Annotated in this window: 18 protein-coding genes; 5 read left to right on the plus strand and 13 right to left on the minus strand. The window is 61.3% G+C overall.

The window, feature by feature from the left end; all coding sequences use genetic code 11:
* Positions 1-33 precede the first annotated feature (33 nt).
* From AC3ISR_RS05695 to AC3ISR_RS05705, 3 genes are read left to right on the plus strand one after another with little or no spacing between them, the layout of a single operon-like run.
* Positions 34-1,158, plus strand: a complete 1,125-nt coding sequence (locus tag AC3ISR_RS05695) for a GNAT family N-acetyltransferase (protein ID WP_489324592.1) — start codon at positions 34-36, stop codon at positions 1,156-1,158.
* Positions 1,158-2,930: a sensor histidine kinase gene (locus AC3ISR_RS05700; RefSeq protein ID WP_192297325.1), complete on the plus strand. Its 1,773-nt coding sequence runs from the start codon at positions 1,158-1,160 to the stop codon at positions 2,928-2,930. Before AC3ISR_RS05695 ends, AC3ISR_RS05700 begins: the two co-directional genes overlap by 1 nt.
* Complete coding sequence (locus AC3ISR_RS05705; protein ID WP_463983307.1) at positions 2,920-4,317, plus strand: sigma-54-dependent transcriptional regulator; 1,398 nt, start codon at positions 2,920-2,922, stop codon at positions 4,315-4,317. Before AC3ISR_RS05700 ends, AC3ISR_RS05705 begins: the two co-directional genes overlap by 11 nt.
* Positions 4,318-4,448: 131 nt before the next feature.
* Here AC3ISR_RS05705 and AC3ISR_RS05710 read toward each other — a convergent pair whose 3' ends face one another.
* The 11 genes from AC3ISR_RS05710 to AC3ISR_RS05760 form a co-directional block, all read right to left on the minus strand.
* Entirely contained in the window at positions 4,449-4,787 is a 339-nt protein-coding gene (locus AC3ISR_RS05710) for a GlpM family protein (protein WP_489324593.1), read from the minus strand.
* Complete coding sequence (aauR, locus tag AC3ISR_RS05715) at positions 4,787-6,124, minus strand: two-component response regulator AauR (protein ID WP_192297321.1); 1,338 nt, start codon at positions 6,122-6,124, stop codon at positions 4,787-4,789. Before aauR ends, AC3ISR_RS05710 begins: the two co-directional genes overlap by 1 nt.
* The gene (gene aauS, locus AC3ISR_RS05720) at positions 6,121-8,022 is read right to left on the minus strand and encodes a two-component sensor histidine kinase AauS (RefSeq protein WP_226455954.1); all 1,902 of its coding nucleotides are present in this window, start codon (positions 8,020-8,022) and stop codon (positions 6,121-6,123) included. Before aauS ends, aauR begins: the two co-directional genes overlap by 4 nt.
* Positions 8,023-8,219: 197 nt before the next feature.
* Entirely contained in the window at positions 8,220-8,954 is a 735-nt protein-coding gene (locus AC3ISR_RS05725) for an amino acid ABC transporter ATP-binding protein (protein ID WP_463983309.1), read from the minus strand.
* A complete protein-coding gene (locus AC3ISR_RS05730; protein WP_192297318.1) occupies positions 8,951-9,622 on the minus strand; it encodes an ABC transporter permease subunit in 672 nt (223 codons plus the stop codon). The genes AC3ISR_RS05725 and AC3ISR_RS05730 overlap by 4 nt, the downstream gene beginning before the upstream one ends.
* The gene (locus AC3ISR_RS05735) at positions 9,622-10,368 is read right to left on the minus strand and encodes an amino acid ABC transporter permease (RefSeq protein ID WP_192297317.1); all 747 of its coding nucleotides are present in this window, start codon (positions 10,366-10,368) and stop codon (positions 9,622-9,624) included. The genes AC3ISR_RS05730 and AC3ISR_RS05735 overlap by 1 nt, the downstream gene beginning before the upstream one ends.
* Positions 10,369-10,562: 194 nt before the next feature.
* Complete coding sequence (locus AC3ISR_RS05740) at positions 10,563-11,489, minus strand: glutamate/aspartate ABC transporter substrate-binding protein (RefSeq protein WP_192297316.1); 927 nt, start codon at positions 11,487-11,489, stop codon at positions 10,563-10,565.
* A gap of 315 nt (positions 11,490-11,804) precedes the next feature.
* Positions 11,805-13,343 (minus strand): glycerol-3-phosphate dehydrogenase, encoded by a 1,539-nt coding sequence (glpD, locus tag AC3ISR_RS05745; RefSeq protein WP_192297315.1) that lies wholly within the window; start codon positions 13,341-13,343, stop codon positions 11,805-11,807.
* A gap of 302 nt (positions 13,344-13,645) precedes the next feature.
* Positions 13,646-14,401 carry a DeoR/GlpR family transcriptional regulator gene (locus AC3ISR_RS05750; protein WP_192297314.1) on the minus strand — a complete coding sequence of 252 codons (756 nt, stop codon included), beginning with the start codon at positions 14,399-14,401 and terminating at the stop codon, positions 13,646-13,648.
* An 83-nt stretch (positions 14,402-14,484) separates the two neighbouring features.
* Positions 14,485-15,990, minus strand: coding sequence for a glycerol kinase GlpK (gene glpK / locus AC3ISR_RS05755; protein ID WP_192297313.1), 1,506 nt, complete (start codon positions 15,988-15,990; stop codon positions 14,485-14,487).
* A 78-nt stretch (positions 15,991-16,068) separates the two neighbouring features.
* On the minus strand, positions 16,069-16,926 hold the full coding sequence (locus AC3ISR_RS05760; protein ID WP_192297312.1) for an MIP/aquaporin family protein: 858 nt from the start codon (positions 16,924-16,926) through the stop codon (positions 16,069-16,071).
* 326 nt (positions 16,927-17,252) lie between these two features.
* Between AC3ISR_RS05760 and ybaK the strand changes: the two genes are divergently transcribed.
* Complete coding sequence (gene ybaK / locus AC3ISR_RS05765; RefSeq protein ID WP_226455949.1) at positions 17,253-17,723, plus strand: Cys-tRNA(Pro) deacylase; 471 nt, start codon at positions 17,253-17,255, stop codon at positions 17,721-17,723.
* 136 nt (positions 17,724-17,859) lie between these two features.
* On the opposite strand, the gene AC3ISR_RS05770 is transcribed toward ybaK, so the two are convergent.
* Positions 17,860-18,969 (minus strand): ABC transporter ATP-binding protein, encoded by a 1,110-nt coding sequence (locus AC3ISR_RS05770; RefSeq protein ID WP_463983310.1) that lies wholly within the window; start codon positions 18,967-18,969, stop codon positions 17,860-17,862.
* Complete coding sequence (gene argF / locus AC3ISR_RS05775) at positions 18,966-19,886, minus strand: ornithine carbamoyltransferase (protein ID WP_192297309.1); 921 nt, start codon at positions 19,884-19,886, stop codon at positions 18,966-18,968. The genes AC3ISR_RS05770 and argF overlap by 4 nt, the downstream gene beginning before the upstream one ends.
* A 433-nt stretch (positions 19,887-20,319) precedes the next feature.
* On the opposite strand from argF, the gene AC3ISR_RS05780 reads away from it, so the two are divergent.
* Positions 20,320-22,428: a molybdopterin oxidoreductase family protein gene (locus AC3ISR_RS05780; protein WP_192297308.1), complete on the plus strand. Its 2,109-nt coding sequence runs from the start codon at positions 20,320-20,322 to the stop codon at positions 22,426-22,428.
* The last annotated feature ends 20 nt before the right edge of the window (positions 22,429-22,448 follow it).

Consider the following 22,448-nt stretch of genomic DNA (forward strand, 5'->3'; position numbering starts at 1 on the left):
GAGCGGCGATCGTCATAGAAGGACGGGAAATACGTGATTACGACGCAAGCCTTCCCGAGCATCCGGGCCCTCCAGCGCAGTGCCTGGAATGACTGTTTTCCCGGTGCTCTGGAGGACTGGGACTATTACGTCGCCGTGGAAAGCGCCGCCATCGCGGATTTCCAATGGCGATACCTCGCGGTGTACGAAGATGGAACGCTGGTGGCCGTGGCCGCCGCGTTCATCACCCATTACCGCCTCGACACCACGGTGTCGGGCGCCGGCAAGCGTTTGACCGAACGCCTGGACCGACTGTGGCCGGGTCTTTTGCAGTTGGGCTTGTATGCCCTCGGTTCCCCGGTAGCCGAGCGCTGCGACGTCGGCTTCGCCAGCAGCGTGCCTGAATCGCGCCGCCCGCTGTTGCTCAAGCATCTGCTCGCTGCCGCACGCCAGGACGCCGATGAGTTCGGCATCGGCCTCGTAGCGGTCAAGGACGCGCCAAGCAAAGATCCGCACTGGTCCGACAGCTGCCGCGCCGCCGGCTTCCAAAGCATGCCGAGCTTGCCCACGGGCGTGTTGCCGCTGCCCTATGGCTCGGTGGACGCCTACCTCGGTTCCCTGGGTAAATCCACGCGCAAGGACCTGCGCCGCAAACTGCGTGCACCGGGGCCGCGGGTCGAGTGGCGGCGCAATATCGACGATGTGCTCCCCGAGATCATGCGCCTGTACGACGCTACGCTCACCCGCGCCGACTTGCAGTTCGAGCGCCTGCCCGCCGGCTACTTCACCGGTGTGCTGGAACGCCTCGGGGAGCGCGCGGTGTGTGTTCTTTACTGGGTGGATGACCACCTGGTGGCGTTCAACCTGATCCTGCTGGACGAGCACCGCCTGGTGGACAAGTTCTTCGGGCATGACGTTGAATTCAGCCGTGACTACAACCTGTACTTCCGCAGTTGGCTGACCAATGTCGACTACTGTATTGAACACAAGATTGCCGTCTACGAGTGCGGACAGGCCGGGTATGCCAGTAAGCTGCGCCTGGGCTGCGAGTTCCAGGGCAACAGCGTGTTTTTCCGGCACCGCAACCGGCTGGTCAACGGCCTGCTCAAGCTAGTAAAACTGTTTATTCGACCGGATCGTTCCGACCCTGCCATGGCTGCTGCGATAAGCGAAACCTGATGATCACCAAGACCCGCCAGAAAGCCCGCCCCTTTGCCATTTCACGCTGGAGCGTCCAGCGCAAGCTGGTATTGGCGTTTTGGCTGGTCAGCGTGATCCCCACCATGATCGCGGCGGAGTTGGCCGCCACCACCTTGTCGCAGATTTTCGACAGCAACGTGCGGATCTGGCTGCAAGAGTCGACCCGTATCGTCAAGGACGAGATCGGCGACATCGTTCATGACAACGCGCGCATGGCCAAACTGTTCCTGCGCTACGCCAGTCCGCCGTCGGGCAAGCAAGCCGCCAAACACGACCGGCTGACCGCGGATATTGCCGACGCAACGGACATCGACGTGGTGGCGCTGATTCGCGTCAGCGACCACAAAATCATGTTCAGCACCGCGCCCGATGACATCGTCAAACAGATCAACCTGACCGGCAATGCGGTGCTGCAAACCGTGAGTGTGTCGGGCGTCGATACCGGCATCGTGGTCTCGACGTTCGAGACCAACAAGGACGGCGTCGATTACCTGCTGCTGGTGGCCACCTATCTGGACAGCAGTTTCCTCACCAGCGTGGCCGAAGTGCATTCCCTCGACCTGCGCCTGTACCTGGCCAACCCCAAGGGCTTTTCGGAGATTTTCTCGACCCAGCGTTTCCAGGATCATCCCTCGCGCATCCCCAGGGACGTCGAAGCGGCGATGCGCAGCACGCGCCAGCCCAGCGAGCAGTTCACCAACAACTACAGTGGTTTGTACTGGCCGATCTTCAATGATGCCGGTGAGCTGCAAGGCGTTATCTTCAGCGGCCTGCTGCGCCACACCAGCCTGGTGGGGCTGGTGAACCAGAGCAATCTGTTCGTGCTGATCTTCCTGGTCAGTTCGGCGTTGTCCCTGGGCGCCGGGGTGTTGGTGTCACGGCGCCTGACCCAGCCGTTGCGTGACCTGTCCGAGGGGGTGAGTGCGGTGATCTGCGGTAACTACCAACACCGCGTGGCGGTCAGCGGTGGCGACGAACTGGCCCAGTTGAGCAGCACCTTCAACCACATGACCGAGCGCCTGGGCGAGTTGCATCACCTGGAAGCGCAACTGCGCCGGCGTGATCGCCTGCATGCCCTGGGTGAAGTCGCCATGGGCCTGGCCCACGAAATCCGCAACCCGTTGGGCATTATCAAGACGGCGACCCAACTGCTGCACCGGCGCGCTGACCTGGCGGAAACGGACAAGCGTCATCTGGAATATGTGGTCAGCGAAGTCAGCCGTATCAACGAACTGATCACCGAGTTTCTCGACTTCGCCAAACCCAACCCGCCGTTGCGCGTGTTGCAGGCGGCCCGCCCGCTGGTGGATGAAATCCTCGGCTTTTGCGCGCCGGAACTGGCCAATCACAAGATCGATGTGCAGCTCGATGATCAGGCGCCGGGCGCGACGATTTATGCCGATGCCAAGCAGCTCAAGCAGGCCTGCCTCAACCTGATCCTCAATGCCATCGACGCGATGCCCGAAGGGGGGCGGTTGACCGTCGGTATTCGCACGCTTGGCGACGGCACCACGCAAATCAGCATCGCCGACAGCGGCCAAGGCATTGCGCCCGAGATGATCGAACGCATTTTCACGCCGTTCGTCACCACCAAGGCGTCGGGCACGGGCCTGGGGCTGGCCAAGGTCTACTCAATCATGGAAAGCCACGACGGCAGCATCGAATGCGTCAGCGAGGTCGATGCCGGCGCCACCTTCAGCCTGTATATTCCAGCGATTGACCAAGACGACGAGGACAACCATGACGCATAGCATTCTGGTGGTCGACGACGAACCCAAACTCTGCGATCTGCTGGCATCGGCCCTGGGCCAGAACGACATCCAGGTCTTCATTGCCGGTAACGGCCTGCATGCGCTCAAGGTGCTGGAGCAGGAAGACATCGACCTGGTGATCAGCGACTGGCGCATGCCCGGCATGGACGGCCCGGCGCTGCTGGCCGAGATCAAGGTGCGTTATCCCCAGGTACCGGTGATCGTGATGACGGCCTACAGCACCGTGAAAAACGCCGTGCAATCGATGCGCAACGGCGCCTACGACTACATCGCCAAGCCCTTCGATATTGATGAGCTGGACATCACGGTGGCCAAGGCCTTGCAGTTTCGCGACATCCTGCGTGACAACGCGCGCCTGCGCGCCGAGCTGGATGAACACGCCCAGTTCGACAGCCTGGTCGGCGACAGCCCGGCGTTTCGTAGCGTGTTGCAGGCGGTGGACGCGGTGCGTGACAGCACCGCGACGATCCTGCTCACCGGCGAGAGCGGCACCGGCAAGGAAATGGTCGCGCGGGCTATCCACAAGCATGGCAGTCGCGCCGACAAGCCGTTCGTGGCGGTCAACTGCGCGGCGATCCCCGAGGGGCTGCTGGAAAGCGAAATGTTCGGCCATCGCAAAGGCGCGTTTACCGGCGCGGTGTCGGACCGGATCGGACGCTTTCAGCAGGCCGATAAGGGCACGCTGTTTCTTGATGAAGTGGGCGACATGCCGCTGGCGTTGCAGGCCAAGATCCTGCGCGCGTTGCAGGAGCGGGTGATCGAGCCGGTAGGCGACCCCCGAGAGCGCAAGGTAGACGTGCGGGTAATCGCCGCCACCAACAAGAACCTGCTGGAGGCGGTGGCCAACAAGGAGTTTCGCGAAGACTTGTACTACCGCCTCAACGTGTTCCCGATTCCCCTGCCGGCCTTGCGCGAACGCGTGGAAGACATCGCGCCCCTGGCCCGGCACTTTGCCCACACCCTGAGTGCCACGGCCGGCAAGCGCATCACCGGCTTCAGCCCGGAGGCGTTGCAGGCGATGGCGGCGTATCACTGGCCGGGCAATATCCGTGAACTGCAAAACTGCGTGGAGCGCGCGACGATTGTGGCGGCCACGCCGGTGATCGAAGACATCGACCTGCCGGGGTATCTGTTTGCGTCGAAGCCAAGTGAAGCTGGCGTTGCTGCGATCCTCAGTGACGGGCCGGGGATTCCCCAGGACCTCGACGCTGCGCTGGCTGAGGTAGAGAAGGCGTACATTCTGGCGGCATTGCAGGAGAGCAATGGGGTGCAGGCGGCTGCGGCGGCGAAGATCGGGATTTCGGAGAGGAGCTTCTGGTATCGCCTGAAAAAGCTGGGCATCCAGGTAGACAAGATCGTGCGCTGATCTTTCTGTCAGTCACTGATCCAAATGTGGGAGCGGGCTTGCTCGCGAATGCGGTGGTTCAGTTGGAATATCTTTGACTGACACACCGCTTTCGCGAGCAAGCCCGCTCCCACATGTTTAACCGAGTTGTGTCAGGTGTGCAGGCGTACCCAGACAGTGACCAGCACAGTCGCGGCCATCAGCCAGGCAACTGCCGCGACGGCCAACGAGGCTTCAAGCCGCAACCGATCCACCATCACATACAACGTCGCCAAATACACAAAGTACGGAATGATCGACCATATCCCGAACAGGATCGTGGTCTTCAAATCTTCCACCGAGCGGCCTTTGCCGACGATGTAGTGGGCGATCAGCGCAAAGGTCGGGAACAGCGGCACCAGGCCGGCGATGTAGTAGTTCCTGGTCTTGGCCAGCGCGGCCAGGATCAACACGACTGCCGCGCCAAGGGCGGCTTTGAGGAACAGGTCCATCAGTGGCTCAACCCGTATTTTTTGACCTTGTCGAACAGGGTGGTCTTGGCCATCCCCAGTTCCTGGCTGGCTTGCGTCAGGTTGCCGCCACTGCGTTGCAGGGCGTCGCTGAGCAGGTTGCGTTCGAAGGCTTCCACCGCTTCGGTAAAGGCCAGGCCCTGGCCGCTGCCGGCCGCGCCGCTTTTCTTGAAGGCGGGCAGGCCGAGGGCAAAGCGTTCGGCGACGTTGCGCAGTTCGCGCACGTTGCCCGGCCAGTCGTGGCTCATCAGGCTCGACAGGGTCTGGTTGTCCAGCTCCGGCACCGCGCGGTCGAAGCGCAGGGACGACTGCTGCAGGAAGTGTTCGAACAATTGCAGGATGTCTTCGCGACGTTCGCGCAGGGGCGGCAGTTCCAGGGTGACCACGTTGAGGCGGTAGTACAGGTCGCTGCGGAACTGGCTGGCGCGGCTCAGTTCATCGAGGTCGGACTTGGTCGCGGCGATCACCCGGCAATCCACTGCCACGCTCTGGTTTGAACCCAGGCGTTCGAGGGTGCGTTCCTGCAACACCCGCAGCAGTTTGATTTGCAGGTTGATCGGCATGCTTTCCACTTCATCGAGGAACAGCGTGCCCTGGTGGGCGTGTTCGATCTTGCCGATACGGCGCTTGCCGGCGCCGGTAAACGCGTTGGCCTCGTGGCCGAAAATCTCGCTTTCGAACAGGTTCTCCGGCAGGCCGCCGCAGTTGAGGGCGACGAACTGGTGATCGTGACGGCGGCTGAAATCATGCAGGCAGCGGGCGACCAGTTCCTTGCCGGTGCCGGTCTCGCCTTCGATCAGCACGTTGGCCGAGGTGTCGGCAACGTTGGCGATCAGCTCGCGCAGGTTCTGCATGGCCGGCGAGCGGCCGATGATGCGGCCTTCGAGGGAGTCGCGCTCGGCCAACTGGCGGCGCAGCGCCCAGACTTCCCGCGCCAGCCCGCGTTGCTCCAGGGCTCGGCGGGCGACGTCGACCAGGCGTTCCGGGGAGAAGGGTTTCTCCATGAAATCGTAGGCACCGTTGCGCATCGCACCGACCGCCATGGAGATGTCGCCATGTCCGGTGATCAGCACCACCGGCAGGCTTTTATCCAGGGCCTTGAGGCGCGTGAGCAACTCCAGGCCGTCGATGCCCGGCAGGCGAATGTCGCTGATGACGATACCCGCAAAGTTCTCGTCGATGCGCTTGAGCGCTTCTTCGGCACTGCCCACGCCGATGCTGGGAATGTCTTCCAGCGACAGGGCCTGCTGGCAGCCGAGCAGTACATGGGGATCGTCTTCGACAATCAGGACGGTGAGGTCTGCGGGGTTGGTATTCATGTCGACTCAGCTGTTTGAGCACCCACCAGCGGCAGGCACAGGACAAAGGCGGTACCACCACCCACCGGATGCTCCACGGCAAGATTGCCGCCGGTGGCCGCGGCGAGGCTGGCGGACAGGGTCAAGCCCAGGCCCAGGCCTTGCTCGCCGGGTTTGGTGGTGAAGAACGGTTCGAACAGATGCTTGCGGGCCTCGGGGTCGATGCCGTGGCCGTTGTCACGCACATGCAGGCGGTATTTGCCCTCGCTGCTGCTGCCTTCCAGCCACAGTTCGGGGGCCGGCTGGGCTTGCATGGCGTCGACGGCGTTGCCGATCAGGTTGACCAGGATCTGCTCCAGGCGTGTCTGGTCGATCTGCAATTGGGCGTGGGCAAAATCGCGGTGCACGGTCAGCGGCAGGCTGTCCAGGCGTGGGCCGAGCACCTGGAACGCGGCGTCCACCGCCTTGTTCAGGCTGGCTTCGCCCTGATCGTCGCCGCGTCGGGCAAACGAGCGCAGGCTGGCGGTGATGCGGCCCATGCGGTCGATCAGTTCGTTGATGGTTTGCAGGTTGGCGCTGGCGGTGTCCAGGGCGCCGCGTTCGAGGAAGCGCACGGTGTTGCCGGACAAGGTACGCAGCGCGGCCAGCGGTTGGTTCAGTTCGTGGGCGATGCTGGTGGACATCTGGCCGATGGCCGCCAGTTTGCCGGCCTGCACCAGTTCATCCTGGGCGCGGCGCAAGGTCTCCTCGGCCTGGCGTCGTTCGCGGATCTGGCCTTTGAGGCGTTCGTTGCTGGCGCGCAGGTCGGCGGTGCGTTCGGCGATCCTTCGCTCCAGCTGGCTGTTGGCTTCCTGCAAGGCTTCGCGGGCGGCGAGGCGGGTGGCGATGACCTTGCGCCGCTCGTTCCAGGCAATCAGCAGGAATGCCACCAGGCCAAAGGCGACGGCCACCAGGATGCCCTGGTTGATCGCGGCGCGGCGCAGGTCGTTGAGCGGGGTGAGCAGGGTGAAGTTCCACGGGGTGTCGTTGAGCGGGCGGGTTTGCGCCAGGTAGCTGACTTCCTGCTCGTCGTTGACCACTTCACTGTTGGCCGGGAAGGTGAGCTTCTCGGCGCTTTCGTTCAGGCGCTCGCGGGCCAGGGGTTCCAGCTCGTTGAGCGTGGCCCAGTAATATTGCAGGCTGTGGGCCAGGCGGTCCTTGGTGTCATCGCTCAATGGACGCACGGCCTTGAGGCGGCGGGCCGGGTCGCTGGAGAGAATGATGATGCCGTTCTCGTCGCTCACGAAGGCTTCGAGCCGCGCGCGTTGCCAGCGTTCTTCGAGTGCTTCGAGGCGCACCTTGACCACGGCCACGCCGATGATCTTGCCGTGCTCTTCCAGGCCGTGGGCCAGGTAGTAGCCGGGTTCGCCGTTGGTGCTGCCGATGCCGTAGAAGCGCCCGGGCTGGCCACGCACGGCGTTCTGGAAATAGGCGCGGAAGGACAGGTCTTCACCCTGGTAACTGTCGGCATCGCGCCAGTTACTGGTGGCCAGCACGCGGCCGGTGGTGTCCATCACGTAGATGGCCCGGCTGCGACTGCGTCGGTTCAGGCCTTCGAGGTAATCGTTGACGGTCTTGCGGGTTTCCTGGTTCGGGTCGGCCAGCAGCTTGGAGACGCTGGACTCCAGCTCCAGGAGGCTGGGCAGGTAGGTGTATTTGCTCAGTTCGCTTTCGACGGTACGGGCATGCAGCTCCAACTGGCGCTCGCCGGTGTCGCTGAGGGTGCGGATGCCGTAGTAGTCACTGACCCAGAAGCCGATATAACCCAGGCCGACCATCAGGATGATGATCAGTGGCGGCAGGAACAGTTGGCGAATCAGACGAGGCTTCACGGCAAGTGATGGCGGCGCGGCGCGATATTGATTGGGGTCGCATTTCATCACAGATGCCTTGGGTCAACCAGCAGTGCGAGCAGGCTTCTGTAGTGAGCGGGCTTGCCCCGCGCTGGGGGGCGAAGCCGCCCCAAAACCAGGCACCCTAGTTCTATCTGGAGAAATACGGTGACTGGGTTAGGGCGGCTTCGCCACCCAGCGCGGGGCAAGCCCGCTCACTACAAAAAGCCCGCGCGGCGTTGGTTTTAGTGTTGCAGGATTTTCTCAAGGAAGTGCTGCGCGCGTTCGGAGCGGGCGCTGATGTTGCCGAAGAACTCTTCTTTCTTGCAGTCTTCGATGATCTTGCCGGCGTCCATGAAGATCACGCGGTCGGCCACTTTGCGGGCAAAGCCCATTTCGTGGGTCACGCACATCATGGTCATGCCTTCCTGGGCCAGTTGCACCATCACGTCGAGTACTTCGTTGACCATTTCCGGGTCGAGGGCCGAGGTCGGTTCGTCGAACAGCATGACGATCGGGTCCATGGCCAGCGCGCGGGCAATCGCCACACGTTGCTGCTGGCCGCCGGAGAGTTGGCCAGGGTGCTTGTGGGCGTGTGCCGACAGGCCGACGCGCTCAAGCAACTGCAGGCCTTTCTTGGTGGCTTCTTCCTTGCTGCGGCCCAGCACCTTGATCTGCGCGATGGTCAGGTTTTCGGTGATGGTCAGGTGCGGGAACAGCTCGAAGTGCTGGAACACCATGCCCACTCGCGAACGCAGCTTCGGCAGGTTGGTCTTCGGGTCGGCGATGGAGGTGCCGTCCACGATGATGTCGCCCTTCTGGAACGGTTCCAGCGCGTTGACGCACTTGATCAGGGTGGATTTGCCCGAGCCGGATGGCCCGCACACCACGATCACTTCGCCTTTTTTAACCTCGGTGCTGCAATCGGTCAGCACCTGGAAGTCGCCATACCACTTGTTGATGTTCTTGATAGAGATCATACGGCAAACCTTTTTTGCAGACGCTTGACCAGCAGCGAGGCGGAAAAGCTGATGATGAAGTAGACGACACCGGCGAAGATCAGGAACTCATTGGAGCGGCCGATGATGTCGCCGTTGGAGCGGGCGGAGTTGAGGAAGTCCACCAGGCCCACGGTGTAGACCAGCGAAGTGTCCTGGAACAGGATGATCGACTGTTGCAGCAGCAACGGGGTCATCTTGCGGAACGCCTGGGGCAGGATGATCAGGCGCATGGTCTGACCATAGGTCATGCCCATCGCTTGCGCCGCACCCATCTGGCCCTTGGGGATCGACTGCACGCCGGCCCGCACGATTTCACAGAAGTACGCGGCTTCGAACATCATGAAGGCCACGACGCAGGAGGTGAACGCGCCGATCGGGGTGTCTTCGCCGGTGATCCAGCGCAGCACGAACGGCACCGCCAGGTAGAACCAGGTGATCACCAACAGCAACGGGATCGAACGGAAGTAGTTCACATAAGCGCCGGCCAGGCGCGACAGCAGCTTGCTGGACGACAGGCGCATCAACGCCAGGACCGTACCAAGGGCGATGCCGCCGACCACGCCCATGACCATCAACTTCAAGGTCATGACCATGCCGTTCCACAGGCCTGGGATGGCGGGGATGATGCCGCTGAAATCGAGTTCCATTATTTACCCCCCACGGAGATCAGGCCGGGCACCGCGACTTTCTTCTCGACCATGCGCATGAGCAACATCAGGCTCATGTTCAGGGTGAAGTAGATCAGCGTAGCCAGGGTGAAGGCTTCAAACAGGTTGGCCGAGAACTCGGCGGTCTGCTTGGTTTGCGCCAGCAGTTCCATCAGGCCGATCAAGGACGCCACGGAGGAGTTCTTGAAGACGTTGAGGAATTCCGAGGTGAGCGGCGGAATGATGATCCGGTAGGCCTGGGGCAGCAGCACGTTCCAGTAGATCTGCGGCAGCTTGAAGCCCATGGCGCGCGCGGCGGATTCCTGGCCGCGTGGCAGCGCCTGGATACCGGTCCGCACTTGCTCGCACACCCGCGCTGCGGTGAACAGGCCCAGGCACACCACGACGCTCAGGTAGGCCGAGGTGGTCGGGTTGAGGTCTTGCTTGTACCAGTCCTGCAGGTTTTGCGGCAACAGGTCGGGGATCAGGAAGTACCAGATGAACAGCTGCACCAGCAGCGGCACGTTACGAAACAGTTCCACGTAGCAGGTCGCGATGCCCGATACGATGCGGTTTGGCACGGTGCGCATGACCCCCAGAATGGAGCCCAGCAGCAAGGCGATAATCCATGCCACGACAGCGATGGCGATGGTCCAGCCCAAGCCGGCGATGTACCAGTCGAGATAGGTCTCGCCGCCCACGCCGGTGGACTTGAAGAACACGCCCCAGTCCCAGTTGTAATTCATTAGGGTCTCCCCTCGAAGTCGATCGATGTACAAGCACCCGCTTGGGGAAAATCCATTCCCGCCCGGCGGTGAACGCCAGGCACACAAGATCGGCTCGAAAACCGCCAGGTCGAGTGTTCCAAATAAAAGCCAGCAGGTAGTAACAGACGCCTGAGGGAGGGTTGGCTCCCTCAGGAGATAAGGTTAGTCAGGTTTTAGATCTTTACTTCCGGAGCCGGCTTGTCGGTCGGGTTCTTGATCAGTTCCTTGACCTTGTCGCTCATCGGGAAGTTGAGGTTCAGGCCTTTTGGTGGGATCGGGCTTTCGAACCACTTGGCGTAGATCTTGTTGATTTCGCCGGACTTGTACAGGCCGACGATGGCGTCATCCACGGCCTTTTTGAAGGCTGGGTCGTCTTTACGCACCATGCACGCGTAGGCTTCGAAAGACTGCGGAGTACCGGTGATGACCCAGTCGTCCGGCTTCTTGGCCTTGGCTTCTTCACCGGCCAGCAGTGCGTCGTCCATCATGAACGCTACGGCACGGCCGCTTTCCAGCATCTGGAAGGATTCGCCGTGGTCTTTGGCGGAGATGATGTTCATGCCCATCTGCTTGTCGGCGTTCATCGCCTTGATGATGCGCTCGGACGTGGTGCCGGCGGTGGTCACGACGTTCTTGCCTTTCAGGTCGGCAAAGTCGCTGTAGGACGGTTTGCCGTCCTTGTCTTTCTTGACCAGCAGGCGGGTGCCGATTTCAAACATGTTGATGGTGAAGTCAACTTGCTGGGCGCGTTCGGCGTTGTTGGTGGTGGAACCGCACTCGATATCGACGGTGCCGTTCTGAACCAATGGAATACGGGTCTGCGATGTGACCAGGTTGTATTTGGCCTGCAGATCGGGTTTGTTGAGGTCTTTCTTCAGGGCTTCGACGATGGCCAACTGAATGTCGTGGGAGTAGCCCACTGGCTTGCCCGAACCATCCGCGATGTAGGAAAACGGAATGGAACTGTCGCGGTGCCCGAGGGTGATGGTGCCGGAGTCGTTGATTTTTTTCAGCGTGCCGGTGAGTTCGGCGGCGAATACTGGAGTGCTGATCAGAGCAGCAGCGATAGCTGCGCCCAGGATATGGGGAACGATGCGCATCAATACTTCCTCGACATTTGTTTTTTTTATGAAGCCGGCTAGACGGCTCTCTTGTACAGCGAATGCCCGTAACGGCTCCTGAGGCGTCTCAGGCAATCGTCATGGAGTGTAGAGCATGAGTCGTGCCAGACCAGTACTTAAAGGTTAAGCAGTTGATTTATATGGTGATTAAGTTTGGTTGGTAGCGAATTTTCTTAGGTTTGGTCCGGCAAACCGAATAGCCATGGGGTTGGCGTTCGGAAAACCGAATGGCAAGGCAGGCATAAAAAAGCCCCTGGACCTCACGGCACAGGGGCTTTTTGCAAGACTGAGCGGTCAGGCCGCTTCGATCTTGCCGCGATTGTGCTCAACCTTGGACAGGTAACGCTGCACGTTGGCGTGTTCTTCCGGTGTGGTGAACAGGCCAAGCTTGGTGCGACGCCACAATACGTCCTGGGATTGGGTCGCCCATTCTTCGGTGCACAGGTAGTCGACTTCGCGGGTGTACAGGCCACCACCCAGGTGTTCGCCCAGGTCGGCCAGCGACTGTACGCCTTCCAGCAGGCGCCAGGTGCGGCTGCCGTAGGTGGTGGACCAGCGGCGTGCGATTTCGCTCGGTACCCATTCGAACTTCTGGCGAATCGCTTCGGCCAGCGCTTCTGGCGTGGTCATGTCTTCGCCGCCGGGCAGGCTGGCCTTGGCGGTCCAGCTCGGACGCATCTGGGTGAAGTACGGGGCCAGTTGCGCCATCGCCGATTCGGCGAGCTTGCGGTAGGTGGTCAGCTTGCCACCGAACACCGACAGGATCGGCGCCTCGCCCGTGCCGCCGGACAACGCCAGGGTGTAGTCGCGGGTGATGGCCGACGGGTTGTCCGACTCATCGTTGCACAGCGGGCGCACACCGGAGTAGGTGTGGACGATGTCATCGCGGCTCAGCTGTTGCTTGAAGTGGGCGTTGACCACCTTGAGCATGTAGTCGGTTTCACCTTCGGTGATCGCAACTGCAGCCGGGTCGCCGGTGTATTCGCGGTCGGTGGTGCCGATGATGGTCAGGTGGTTGAGGTACGGAATGGTGAAGACGATGCGCTGGTCTTCGTTCTGCAGGATGTGCGCGTGGGCGCCTTCGTAGAGTTTCGGCACGATCAGGTGGCTGCCCTGGATCAGGCGGATGCCGTAGGGCGAATCCAGCTTCAGGTCATCCTTGATGAACTTGGCGACCCATGGGCCGGCCGCGTTCACCAGTGCACGGGCACGGATCGAGAACAGGCTGCCATCGGCGCGTTCCATGTTCATTTCCCACATGCCGTTGCTGCGGTGTGCGCTGATGCAACGGGTCTGGGTGTGGATGTGCGCGCCTTTTTCGCGGGCGGCCATGGCGTTCAGGACTACGAGGCGGGCGTCATCGACCCAGCAGTCGGAGTATTCGAAGCCTTTGGTGATTTCGCTTTTCAGCGGGCTGTCCGGGCCGAACTTGAGGCTTTTCGAACCTGCCAGCTTTTCACGCTTGCCCAGGTGATCGTAGAGGAACAGGCCCGCGCGAATCATCCAGGCCGGACGCAGGTGTGGGCGGTGCGGTAGCACGAAGCGCATTTGCTTGACGATGTGCGGCGCCTTGGCCAGCAGCACTTCACGTTCGGCGAGGGCTTCGCGCACCAGACGGAATTCGTAATGTTCGAGGTAGCGCAGGCCGCCGTGGATCAGCTTGCTGCTGGCGGAAGAGGTGTGGCTGGCCAGGTCGTCCTTTTCGCAAAGGAATACCGACAAACCGCGCCCGGCTGCGTCTGCTGCAATACCGACGCCATTGATCCCGCCGCCGATAACGGCCACGTCATAGACTTCGGCAAGCGGTGGGGCAGGCAAGGTGGAAGGGTTCATCGGCTGGCCTCGCGATTTTTATCTTGGAATTCGAACATTAATGTTCATTTGCGAAAATGGTAGCTGATAAACGCGGGCACAGCCAGTCAACTTCGATTGAAAAAACTCATCGAAGGACAGGCAAAGGAAAATTTGTGAACATGTATGGGTGAGTGGAGATACTTGTGTAGTGAGCGGGCTTGCCCCGCGCTGGGGGGCGAAGCCGCCCTAAACCCAGGCACCTCGGTGTATCAGTAAGACCGCGGCGGTTGGATTTGGGGCGGCTTCGCCCCCCCAGCGCGGGGCAAGCCCGCTCACTACAGTCAGACGACTTCCAGGCGGACTTTGTGTTGATTCAAAAGCTGCACCAACGCTGGCACCGGCTGCTGATCGGTGACCAAACAATCCACCAGGCTGATCGGCCCCAGGCGAATCATGGCATTGCGCCCGAATTTGCTGGAGTCCGCCGCCAGGATCACCTGACGGGCATTGGCGATGATCGCCTGGGAAACCCGTACTTCCTGATAGTCAAAGTCCAGCAGGCTGCCGTCTTCATCGATGCCGCTGATGCCCACCAAGGCGAAATCCACCTTGAACTGGTTGATGAAATCCACACTGGCCTGACCCACCACGCCACCGTCACGGCGCACATTACCGCCGGTCAGTAGCACATCGAAGTCGTCCTTCGCGCTGAGCATGCTGGCGACGTTGAGGTTGTTGGTGATGATTTTCAGGTGGCTGTGGTTGAGCAGCGCACGGGCGATGGATTCGGTGGTGGTGCCGATATTGATGAACAACGAGGCGTGATCGGGGATCTGCGCGGCGATGGCTTCGCCGATGCGCTGTTTCTCGTCGCGCATCTGGTCGGCTCGCATGGCGTATGCGGTGTTTTCGACACTGGAGTCATAGGCCGCGCCGCCGTGGTAGCGGCGCAGCAGATTGGCGTCCGCCAGCTGGTTGATATCGCGGCGGATGGTTTGCGGGGTGACGACGAATAGCTGCGCCATTTCCTCGATGCTGACGTAGCCGCGTTCGCGGACCAGTTCGAGGATTTGTTGTTGGCGGGGAGGCAGATTCATTGGGCGTCCTTTGGGCTGCCATACAAAAGTGGCCCATGATGACGCAGGAATCTGCTCCCTGCCAGTTACAACCGGATGTTGGCTTATTCAGCGCCTTCGTGGGGCTCCCAGTCACGGGTGCGGCTGACCGCTTTTTGCCAGCCGGCGTAGAGCTTTTCTTTTTCCTTTTCTTCCAATTGCGGTTCGAATTCGCGCTCGATCACCGCCTTCCCGCGCAACTCGTCCAGGCTGCCCCAGAAACCACACGCCAAGCCAGCCAGGTAGGCCGCGCCGAGTGCAGTGGTTTCGCGCATTTGCGGGCGCTCGACCTGGGTGCCGAGGATGTCGGCCTGGAATTGCATCAGGAAGTTGTTGGCCACCGCGCCGCCGTCCACGCGCAGGGCCTTGAGGCGTTCGCCCGAGTCCTGTTGCATGGCGTCGAGCACGTCACGGGTCTGGTAGGCAATCGACTCCAGGGCCGCACGAATAATGTGATCCACGCGTACGCCACGGGTCAGGCCGAACAGTGCGCCACGGGCATACGGGTCCCAGTACGGCGCGCCCAGGCCGGTGAACGCAGGCACCAGATACACGCCGTTGCTGTCCTTGACCTTGCCGGCGAAGTATTCGGTGTCGTGGGCGTCATTGATGATTTTCAGCTCATCACGCAGCCACTGCACGGTGGAACCGCCGTTGAAGACTGCGCCTTCGAGGGCGTAGGCCACTTCGCCACGCGGACCGCAAGCGATGGTGGTGAGCATGCCGTGCTTGGATTTGACCGCCTTGTCGCCGGTGTTCATCAGCAGGAAGCAACCCGTGCCGTAGGTGTTCTTGGCCTGGCCGGCTTCGACGCACATCTGGCCGAACAGCGCGGCTTGCTGGTCACCGGCGATACCGCCGATGGCGATGCCGCTTTTGGTGCGGCCGTAGATTTCCGACGACGACTTAACTTCGGGCAGCATTTCCCGCGGAATGTCGAGGATCTCCAGCATCTTCGCATCCCACTCCAGGGTGTGGATGTTGAAGAGCATGGTGCGCGAGGCGTTGGTGTAGTCGGTGACGTGGGTCTTGCCGCCGGTAAATTTCCAGATCAGCCAGCTGTCGATGGTACCGAACAACAGTTCGCCGTTGCGCGCGCGCTCGCGGCTGCCTTCGACGTTGTCGAGTATCCACTTGAGCTTGGTGCCGGAGAAGTACGGGTCGGTGACCAGGCCGGTGGTGTCGCTGATGTACTGCTCGTGGCCGTCGCGCTTGAGTTGTTGGCAGATCTCGGTGCTGCGGCGGCATTGCCAGACGATCGCGTTGTAGATCGGGCGACCGGTCACCTTGTCCCACACCACGGTGGTTTCACGCTGGTTGGTGATGCCGATCGCGGCGACCTGATCATGGTGCAGGCCGGCCTGGGCCAGGGCTTCGACCATCACCGCGCTCTGGGTGGCGAAGATTTCCATCGGGTCATGCTCGACCCAGCCCGCTTGCGGGTAGTGCTGGGCGAATTCGCGCTGGGCGGTGCAGACCACGTTGGCGTCACGATCGAAGATGATCGCCCGCGAACTGGTGGTGCCTTGGTCAAGGGCGATGATGTAGTTCTTATTCTGAATGTCGGTCATGTCGAATGCCTTGGAAAATAAGAAGATCGGTAATCAGCCTGGGCCGCAAAAAGGGCAGGTGGGTCCAGGCTGGCGCTATCAGGAAATACGGGTCTTGCCGTTGACAGCCGTGTCAGGTGTTTCTTCAACTGCAGCAGGTGCGGCGCTCGGCAGATGGCGGGCAATCAGCCCGCGATAGGCCGCGGCGCCGAGGCATGCACCCACGATCGGGCCGAAAATCGGCACCAGGAAATAAGGAATGTCGCGGCCGCCGGTGAAGGCTATTTCACCCCAGCCAGCGAAAAAGGTCATCAGCTTGGGCCCCAGATCCCGCGCCGGGTTCATCGCGAAACCGGTCAGTGGGCCCATGGCGCTGCCGATCACCGCAATCAACAGGCCGATCAGCAGTGGGGCCAGCGGGCCGCGTGGCAGGCCGTTGTTGTCATCGGTCAAGGCCATGATCACGCCCATCAGGATCGCGGTAATGACCATTTCCACCAGGAACGCCTGGGCGGTGCTCAGCAGCGCATGGGGGTAGGTGGAGAACACCGAGGCCAATTCCAGGCTGGCTTGTGAGCCGCGCACCATATGGTGGGTTTGTTCGTAATCGAAAAACAGGTTGCTGTAGAGCGTGTACACCAAGGCCGCGGCGCAAAAGGCGCCGGCGATCTGGGCGAGGATGTAGAAGGGCAGTTTGCGCTTTTCGAAATCGGCGAAAATACACAGGGCGATACTTACCGCCGGGTTGAGGTGAGCCCCGGAAATACCGGCGCTCAGGTAGATCGCCATGCTGACGCCGATCCCCCAGATAATGCTGATTTCCCACAAACCAAAGCTGGCACCCGCGACCTTGAGCGCAGCGACACACCCTGTACCGAAGAAGATCAGAAGCGCAGTGCCCAGGAATTCGGCCATGCATTGGCTCGAAAGTGAAGGCTGTTGAAGAGCAGTTGTCATGGAAAACCTCAGTTGTTGTTCTTGTCTGGCGCACGACCTCAACGGGGCGTTGCGCGATTTTCACCGTGGCAAGGATCCCCATCCCGGACACGGCTTACTGCTCGAATGTTGCAGGTCTATTCCTACAGTATTCGGAAACGAAAAAATATAGACAAGAATCACTGCTGTCAAAGGTCGAAAGTGAACCATTGGTCACTTTCAAACTATTGACCTGATGAATGATCACGCTTGTAACGTTGTGTGTGTTTGCCAAAGTGCGCGCAGTAGAGCGTTTTACGTGGGGTTGGCCTAGAATTGGCGATCTGTTTGCCACGCTTGGAGCCAGCATGACCCCTGCATTGGACCTGTTGAAAAAAGTTCGCGCCGAACATCACATCCACAGTTATGAACATGACCCCAAGGCCGCTTCCTATGGCCTGGAAGCCGCGGAAAAGTTGGGACTTGATCCGGCGCAGGTGTTCAAGACCTTGCTGGCCAGCAGCGAGAAGGGTGAATTGTTGGTGGCGGTGGTGCCGGTCGTCGGAAGTCTGGACCTGAAGGCCCTGGCGCAGGCGGCGGGGGTGAAAAAAGTCGAAATGGCCGACCCGGCGGCAGCGCAGCGCTCTACCGGGTACCTGCTGGGGGGGATCAGCCCGTTGGGGCAGAAGAAGCGTTTACGCACGTTTATCGATGAAACGGCGCAGCCGTTTGCGACGATTTTTGTCAGTGCGGGGAGGCGGGGGCTTGAAGTGGAACTGTCGGCGGCGGTGCTGGCGGAGCACACCCAGGCCAAATTTGCGCCGATTGGCCGGGCGTAAACCTACGCTGGGGTGTACCTGGATCAAAATGTGGGAGCGGGCTTGCTCGCGAATGCAGAGTTTCAGTCGATACAGTCATCACTGATAAGCCGCATTCGCGAGCAAGCCCGCTCCCACTTTTTTTGAGCCGGTGTCTTCAGGTGGCCGGGCTGTAGCGTCTTACGCCTGATTCGGATTGGGGAATCTGCGCCGCAACGCTGCCCGAAGCCTGGAACAGCACCAGATGTTCCGCCGCCACCCGAATCCCTACATCCGCGCCGATCTGATGGTCCGCATGGCTCGGGAAGATCGACTCCAGCTGCGCGCCCGTCGGCAGTTGCAGTCGGTACAAGGTCGACGCACCGAGGAACGTCTTGCCGACGATGCGCGCTTTCAACGCGCTGTCCGGCGCATACACGAGGTCATCCGGACGCAGCAGAACATCCACCGCGCCACCCGTTGGCCAGGTGTAGGCGCGATTGCCGCGCAGTTCACCCAGTTCGGTGCTGACCGACTCCGGCGTGCTCAATTGGCCGCGGATAAAATACCCCTGGCCGATAAAACTGGCGACGTACGGGGTCTGCGGCTCGTGATAGAGGTTGTAGGGGGTGTCCCATTGCTCCAGGCGGCCTTCCTTGAATACACCGACCTGGTCGCTCACGGCGAACGCTTCTTCCTGGTCGTGGGTGACCAGAATCGCACTGGTGCCCCGGGCCTTGAGGATGTCACGCACCTCATGGCTGAGCTTGCGCCGCAGTTCGCCGTCGAGGTTGGAGAAGGGTTCGTCGAGCAGCAGCAGTTGCGGCTCCGGCGCCAGTGCGCGGGCGAGGGCAACGCGTTGCTGCTGGCCGCCGGACAGCTCGTGGGGGAAGCGTTTGCCGAGGTTCTTCAGGTTGACCAGTTCCAGCAGTTCGGCGACCACGTGGTCTTTTTTCGGATGCTTGCGGATGCCGAACGCGATGTTGTCCGCCACGCTGAGGTGGGGAAACAGTGCGTAGTCCTGGAACACCATGCCGATACGACGTTTCTCCGGCGCCAGGGTGAAACCGGCGCTGGAGATCACTTCGCCGGCCAGGCTGATTTCACCTTCGTGCACCGGCTCGAAACCGGCTATCGCCCGCAGGGTAGTGGTTTTGCCGCAGCCCGAGGAGCCCAGCAGGCAGCCGATGTCACCGGCATTGAGGTGCAGGTTGAGGTTCTGCACCACCCGTTGATCTTGATAGCCGCATGCCAGATTGCGCAGGTTCAGCAGGAGTGGATGGCTCATGCGTGATGGTACGAAGGCGGGACGAGGAATTCGAGCAGGGCTTTCTGCGCGTGCAGGCGGTTTTCGGCCTGGTCCCAGGCGACGGAGCGCGAATCGTCAAGCAGGTCGAGGCTGATTTCTTCGCCACGGTGGGCCGGCAGGCAGTGCATGAACAACACGTCCGGCGCGGCCAGGTCGAGCAGGGCACGGGTGACCTGGAACGGCGCGAACAGCGCGAGGCGCTTGGCGGTTTCGTCTTCCTGGCCCATGGAGGTCCAGACGTCGGTGCTGACCAGGTGAGCGCCGATCACGGCATCCCGTGGGTCACGAACGACGGTGACGCGCTCACCTGCCTGTGCGAGGAAACGTGCGTCAGGCTCGTACCCTTCCGGGCAGGCAACGCGCAGTTGGAAGTCGAACTGGATCGCCGCTTCTATATAGCTGTTGCACATGTTGTTGCCGTCGCCGATCCAGGCCACGGTCTTGCCCTGGATCGAACCGCGATGCTCAAGGAAGGTTTGCATGTCGGCCAGCAACTGGCACGGGTGCAGGTCGTCGGACAGGCCGTTGATCACGGGCACGCGGGAGTTGGCGGCAAATTCTGTGAGGGTGCTATGGGCGAAGGTACGGATCATCACCGCATCAAGCATGCGCGACATGACGATCGCGCAATCGCTGATCGGCTCGCCACGGCCCAGTTGGGTGTCGCGCGGTGACAGGAAGATGGCTTGGCCACCCAGCTGGATCATGCCGGCTTCGAAGGACAGGCGGGTGCGGGTCGACGATTTCTCGAAGATCATCCCGAGGACGCGGTTTTTCAAAGGCTCGAACAGTACGCCGCGGTTACGCAGGTCTTTAAGCTCAATGCCTCGACGGATCACGCTGACCAGCTCTTCGGGCGTGCAATCCATCAGAGAGAGAAAGTGCCTTGCGCTCATCATTAACTACCTTTTTGCAACAGACCGCAGATACTCAAAGCCTTGTTTATTGTGACAACGGGCGAGACCTGCGGCGAAAGCCGCACGGGGCGACGAAATAGGGGAAGGCGCGATATTGACATTAAATGTCGCGTCTTACCAATAGGGCTACGTTTTTAGGGGTGTTCAAGAAGGGCGCGAGAGCGCTTTTGAAGACGAATTCCATACGGCAGCGGGCCATTTGTACACTGGCGTCGCAACCTTTTGCAATGCGCGGCGGCGGGCTTGGGCCCGGTTGCGTCGGTTTCAGCGATGCTTTGCGGGCTTCTGAAACATTTGCTCACTCTTAGCCATGGCCGGGCCTGATGCCCGTCGATTCACACCGCGAACGTTGGTGGCGCCCCTGCAGGTGGCGGCTCATAGTTGAGTCAAAGCCCCTATAAAGAGACTGGCCATGACCAAGACTCTCCACCACCGTGCCTGCCATCTGTGTGAAGCCATCTGCGGCCTGACCCTGGAAACCACCGAGGCCGACGACGGCAGCCTGGCGATCACCTCGATCAAGGGTGATGCGCTGGATACGTTCAGCCGCGGGCATATCTGCCCCAAGGCGGTGGCACTGCAGGACATCCAGAATGACCCGGACCGCCTGCACCAGCCTATGTTGCGGGTGGGCAGCGAATGGCAGCCAATCCCGTGGGAAGACGCCTTCGCCCTTGTAGCCGAGCGCCTGGCGGGTATCCAGGCCCGGCACGGCCAGAATGCGGTGGCGGTGTACCAGGGCAACCCCAGCGTGCATAACTATGGGCTGATGACCCATAGCAACTACTTCCTGGGCCAGTTGAAGACGCGCAACCGCTTCTCGGCGACCTCGGTGGACCAGTTGCCTCACCACCTCACCAGTCACCTGATGTACGGTCATGGCCTGTTGCTGCCAATTCCGGACATCGATCACACCGATTTCATGCTGATCCTCGGCGGCAACCCATTGGCATCCAACGGCAGCATCATGACCGTGCCCGATGTGGAGAAGCGCCTCAAGGCCATCCAGGCCCGTGGCGGCAAAGTGGTGGTGGTCGACCCACGGCGCAGTGAGACAGCGGCGATGGCCGATCAGCACCTGTTCGTGCGCCCCGGCGGGGATGCGGCGTTGTTGTTTGGGGTGCTCAACACCTTGTTCAGTGAAAACCTGACTCGCGACAGTCACCTGCCGGTCGCTGGCCTGGACGATGTGCGCCAGGCAATCGTCGGGTTCACCGCCGAGGCCATGAGTCGCCAATGTGCAGTGCCGGCCGCGCAGATTCGCCAGCTCGCGCGGGACTTTGCGGCGGCGGACAAGGCGGTGTGTTACGGGCGCATGGGCGTCTCCACCCAGGCGTTCGGCACCTTGTGTCATTGGCTGGTGCAACTGATCAACCTGGTCACTGGCAACCTGGACCGTGCCGGTGGCGCCGTGTGCACCACGCCGGCGGTGGATCTGGTGGCGTCGACAGGCGGTGGGCATTTCAATCGCTGGCAGAGCCGGGTGTCCGGGCGTCCGGAATATGGCGGCGAGTTGCCGGTGTCGGCCCTGGCTGAAGAAATGCTTACCGAGGGCGAAGGGCAAATCCGCGCATTGGTCACGGTGGCCGGCAATCCGGTGTTGTCGACACCCAACGGCCGCCAGTTGGAACAGGCGCTGGATGGGCTGGAGTTCATGGTCAGCATCGATCTCTATATCAACGAGACCACGCGATATGCCGACTTGATCCTGCCGTCTACATCGGCACTGGAGAACGATCACTACGACACCACCTTCAATATGTTCGCGGTGCGTAACGTCACCCGCTTCAACCGTGCGATCTTGCCCAAGCCGGCGGGGGCGCTGCATGACTGGGAGATCTTCGTAGGCCTGGCAGAGGCGTTTGCCGCGCAGACCGGTGCAGTGCTGAAGCCGACCATGGCGCCGGCGCAGATGATCGATTTCGGGTTGCGTGCCGGGGTTTACGGTGATGCGTCGAGCCACAAGTTGTCGGTGGCGATGCTGGCGGAACATCCCCATGGCGTCGACTTGGGGCCGCTCAAGGCCAATCTGGTTGCGCGCTTGAAAACGGCGGATGGCAAAGTGCAGGCGGCACCGGCGGTGATCCTTGCCGATCTGGCGCGCTTTGCCGCGCAGCCGCTGCCTGTGGCGGATGAGTTGTTGTTGATCGGTCGTCGCCACGTGCGCAGCAACAACTCCTGGATGCATAACTATCACCGCTTGGTGAAGGGCAAGCCCCGTCATCAGTTGTTGATGCACCCGGACGATCTGGCCAGTCGGCAATTGAGCGATGGCCAGCGCGTGCGAGTGAGTTCGCGCATCGGCATGATCGAAGTGGAAGTACTGGCCAGCCTGGATATGATGCCCGGTGTAGTCAGCCTGCCCCACGGTTGGGGCCATGGCCGTCCGGGTGTGCAGATGAGCATTGCAAGTGGGCAGCCGGGGGCGAGTGCGAACGACTTGACCGACGAGCGGCAATTGGACGAGTTGTCGGGCAACGCTGCGCTCAACGGCGTTCCGGTTCAGGTCGCAGCCGCCTGAGCACCGCGCTGGAATTTTGC

Source organism: Pseudomonas sp. GL_117 (assembly GCF_057835125.1).

What these genes read in the sequence shown, in the direction of transcription:
- AC3ISR_RS05725 (WP_463983309.1), bottom strand. Translation starts at nt 8,954, where the DNA reads ATGATCTCTATCAAGAACATCAACAAGTGGTATGGCGACTTCCAGGTG.
- glpK (WP_192297313.1), bottom strand. Translation starts at nt 15,990, where the DNA reads ATGACCGACATTCAGAATAAGAACTACATCATCGCCCTTGACCAAGGC.
- AC3ISR_RS05705 (WP_463983307.1), top strand. Translation starts at nt 2,920, where the DNA reads ATGACGCATAGCATTCTGGTGGTCGACGACGAACCCAAACTCTGCGAT.
- AC3ISR_RS05700 (WP_192297325.1), top strand. Translation starts at nt 1,158, where the DNA reads ATGATCACCAAGACCCGCCAGAAAGCCCGCCCCTTTGCCATTTCACGC.
- AC3ISR_RS05770 (WP_463983310.1), bottom strand. Translation starts at nt 18,969, where the DNA reads ATGAGCCATCCACTCCTGCTGAACCTGCGCAATCTGGCATGCGGCTAT.
- aauR (WP_192297321.1), bottom strand. Translation starts at nt 6,124, where the DNA reads ATGAATACCAACCCCGCAGACCTCACCGTCCTGATTGTCGAAGACGAT.
- ybaK (WP_226455949.1), top strand. Translation starts at nt 17,253, where the DNA reads ATGACCCCTGCATTGGACCTGTTGAAAAAAGTTCGCGCCGAACATCAC.
- AC3ISR_RS05740 (WP_192297316.1), bottom strand. Translation starts at nt 11,489, where the DNA reads ATGCGCATCGTTCCCCATATCCTGGGCGCAGCTATCGCTGCTGCTCTG.
- argF (WP_192297309.1), bottom strand. Translation starts at nt 19,886, where the DNA reads ATGAGCGCAAGGCACTTTCTCTCTCTGATGGATTGCACGCCCGAAGAG.
- AC3ISR_RS05760 (WP_192297312.1), bottom strand. Translation starts at nt 16,926, where the DNA reads ATGACAACTGCTCTTCAACAGCCTTCACTTTCGAGCCAATGCATGGCC.
- aauS (WP_226455954.1), bottom strand. Translation starts at nt 8,022, where the DNA reads ATGAAATGCGACCCCAATCAATATCGCGCCGCGCCGCCATCACTTGCC.
- AC3ISR_RS05780 (WP_192297308.1), top strand. Translation starts at nt 20,320, where the DNA reads ATGACCAAGACTCTCCACCACCGTGCCTGCCATCTGTGTGAAGCCATC.
- AC3ISR_RS05730 (WP_192297318.1), bottom strand. Translation starts at nt 9,622, where the DNA reads ATGGAACTCGATTTCAGCGGCATCATCCCCGCCATCCCAGGCCTGTGG.
- AC3ISR_RS05735 (WP_192297317.1), bottom strand. Translation starts at nt 10,368, where the DNA reads ATGAATTACAACTGGGACTGGGGCGTGTTCTTCAAGTCCACCGGCGTG.
- AC3ISR_RS05710 (WP_489324593.1), bottom strand. Translation starts at nt 4,787, where the DNA reads ATGGACCTGTTCCTCAAAGCCGCCCTTGGCGCGGCAGTCGTGTTGATC.
- AC3ISR_RS05750 (WP_192297314.1), bottom strand. Translation starts at nt 14,401, where the DNA reads ATGAATCTGCCTCCCCGCCAACAACAAATCCTCGAACTGGTCCGCGAA.
- glpD (WP_192297315.1), bottom strand. Translation starts at nt 13,343, where the DNA reads ATGAACCCTTCCACCTTGCCTGCCCCACCGCTTGCCGAAGTCTATGAC.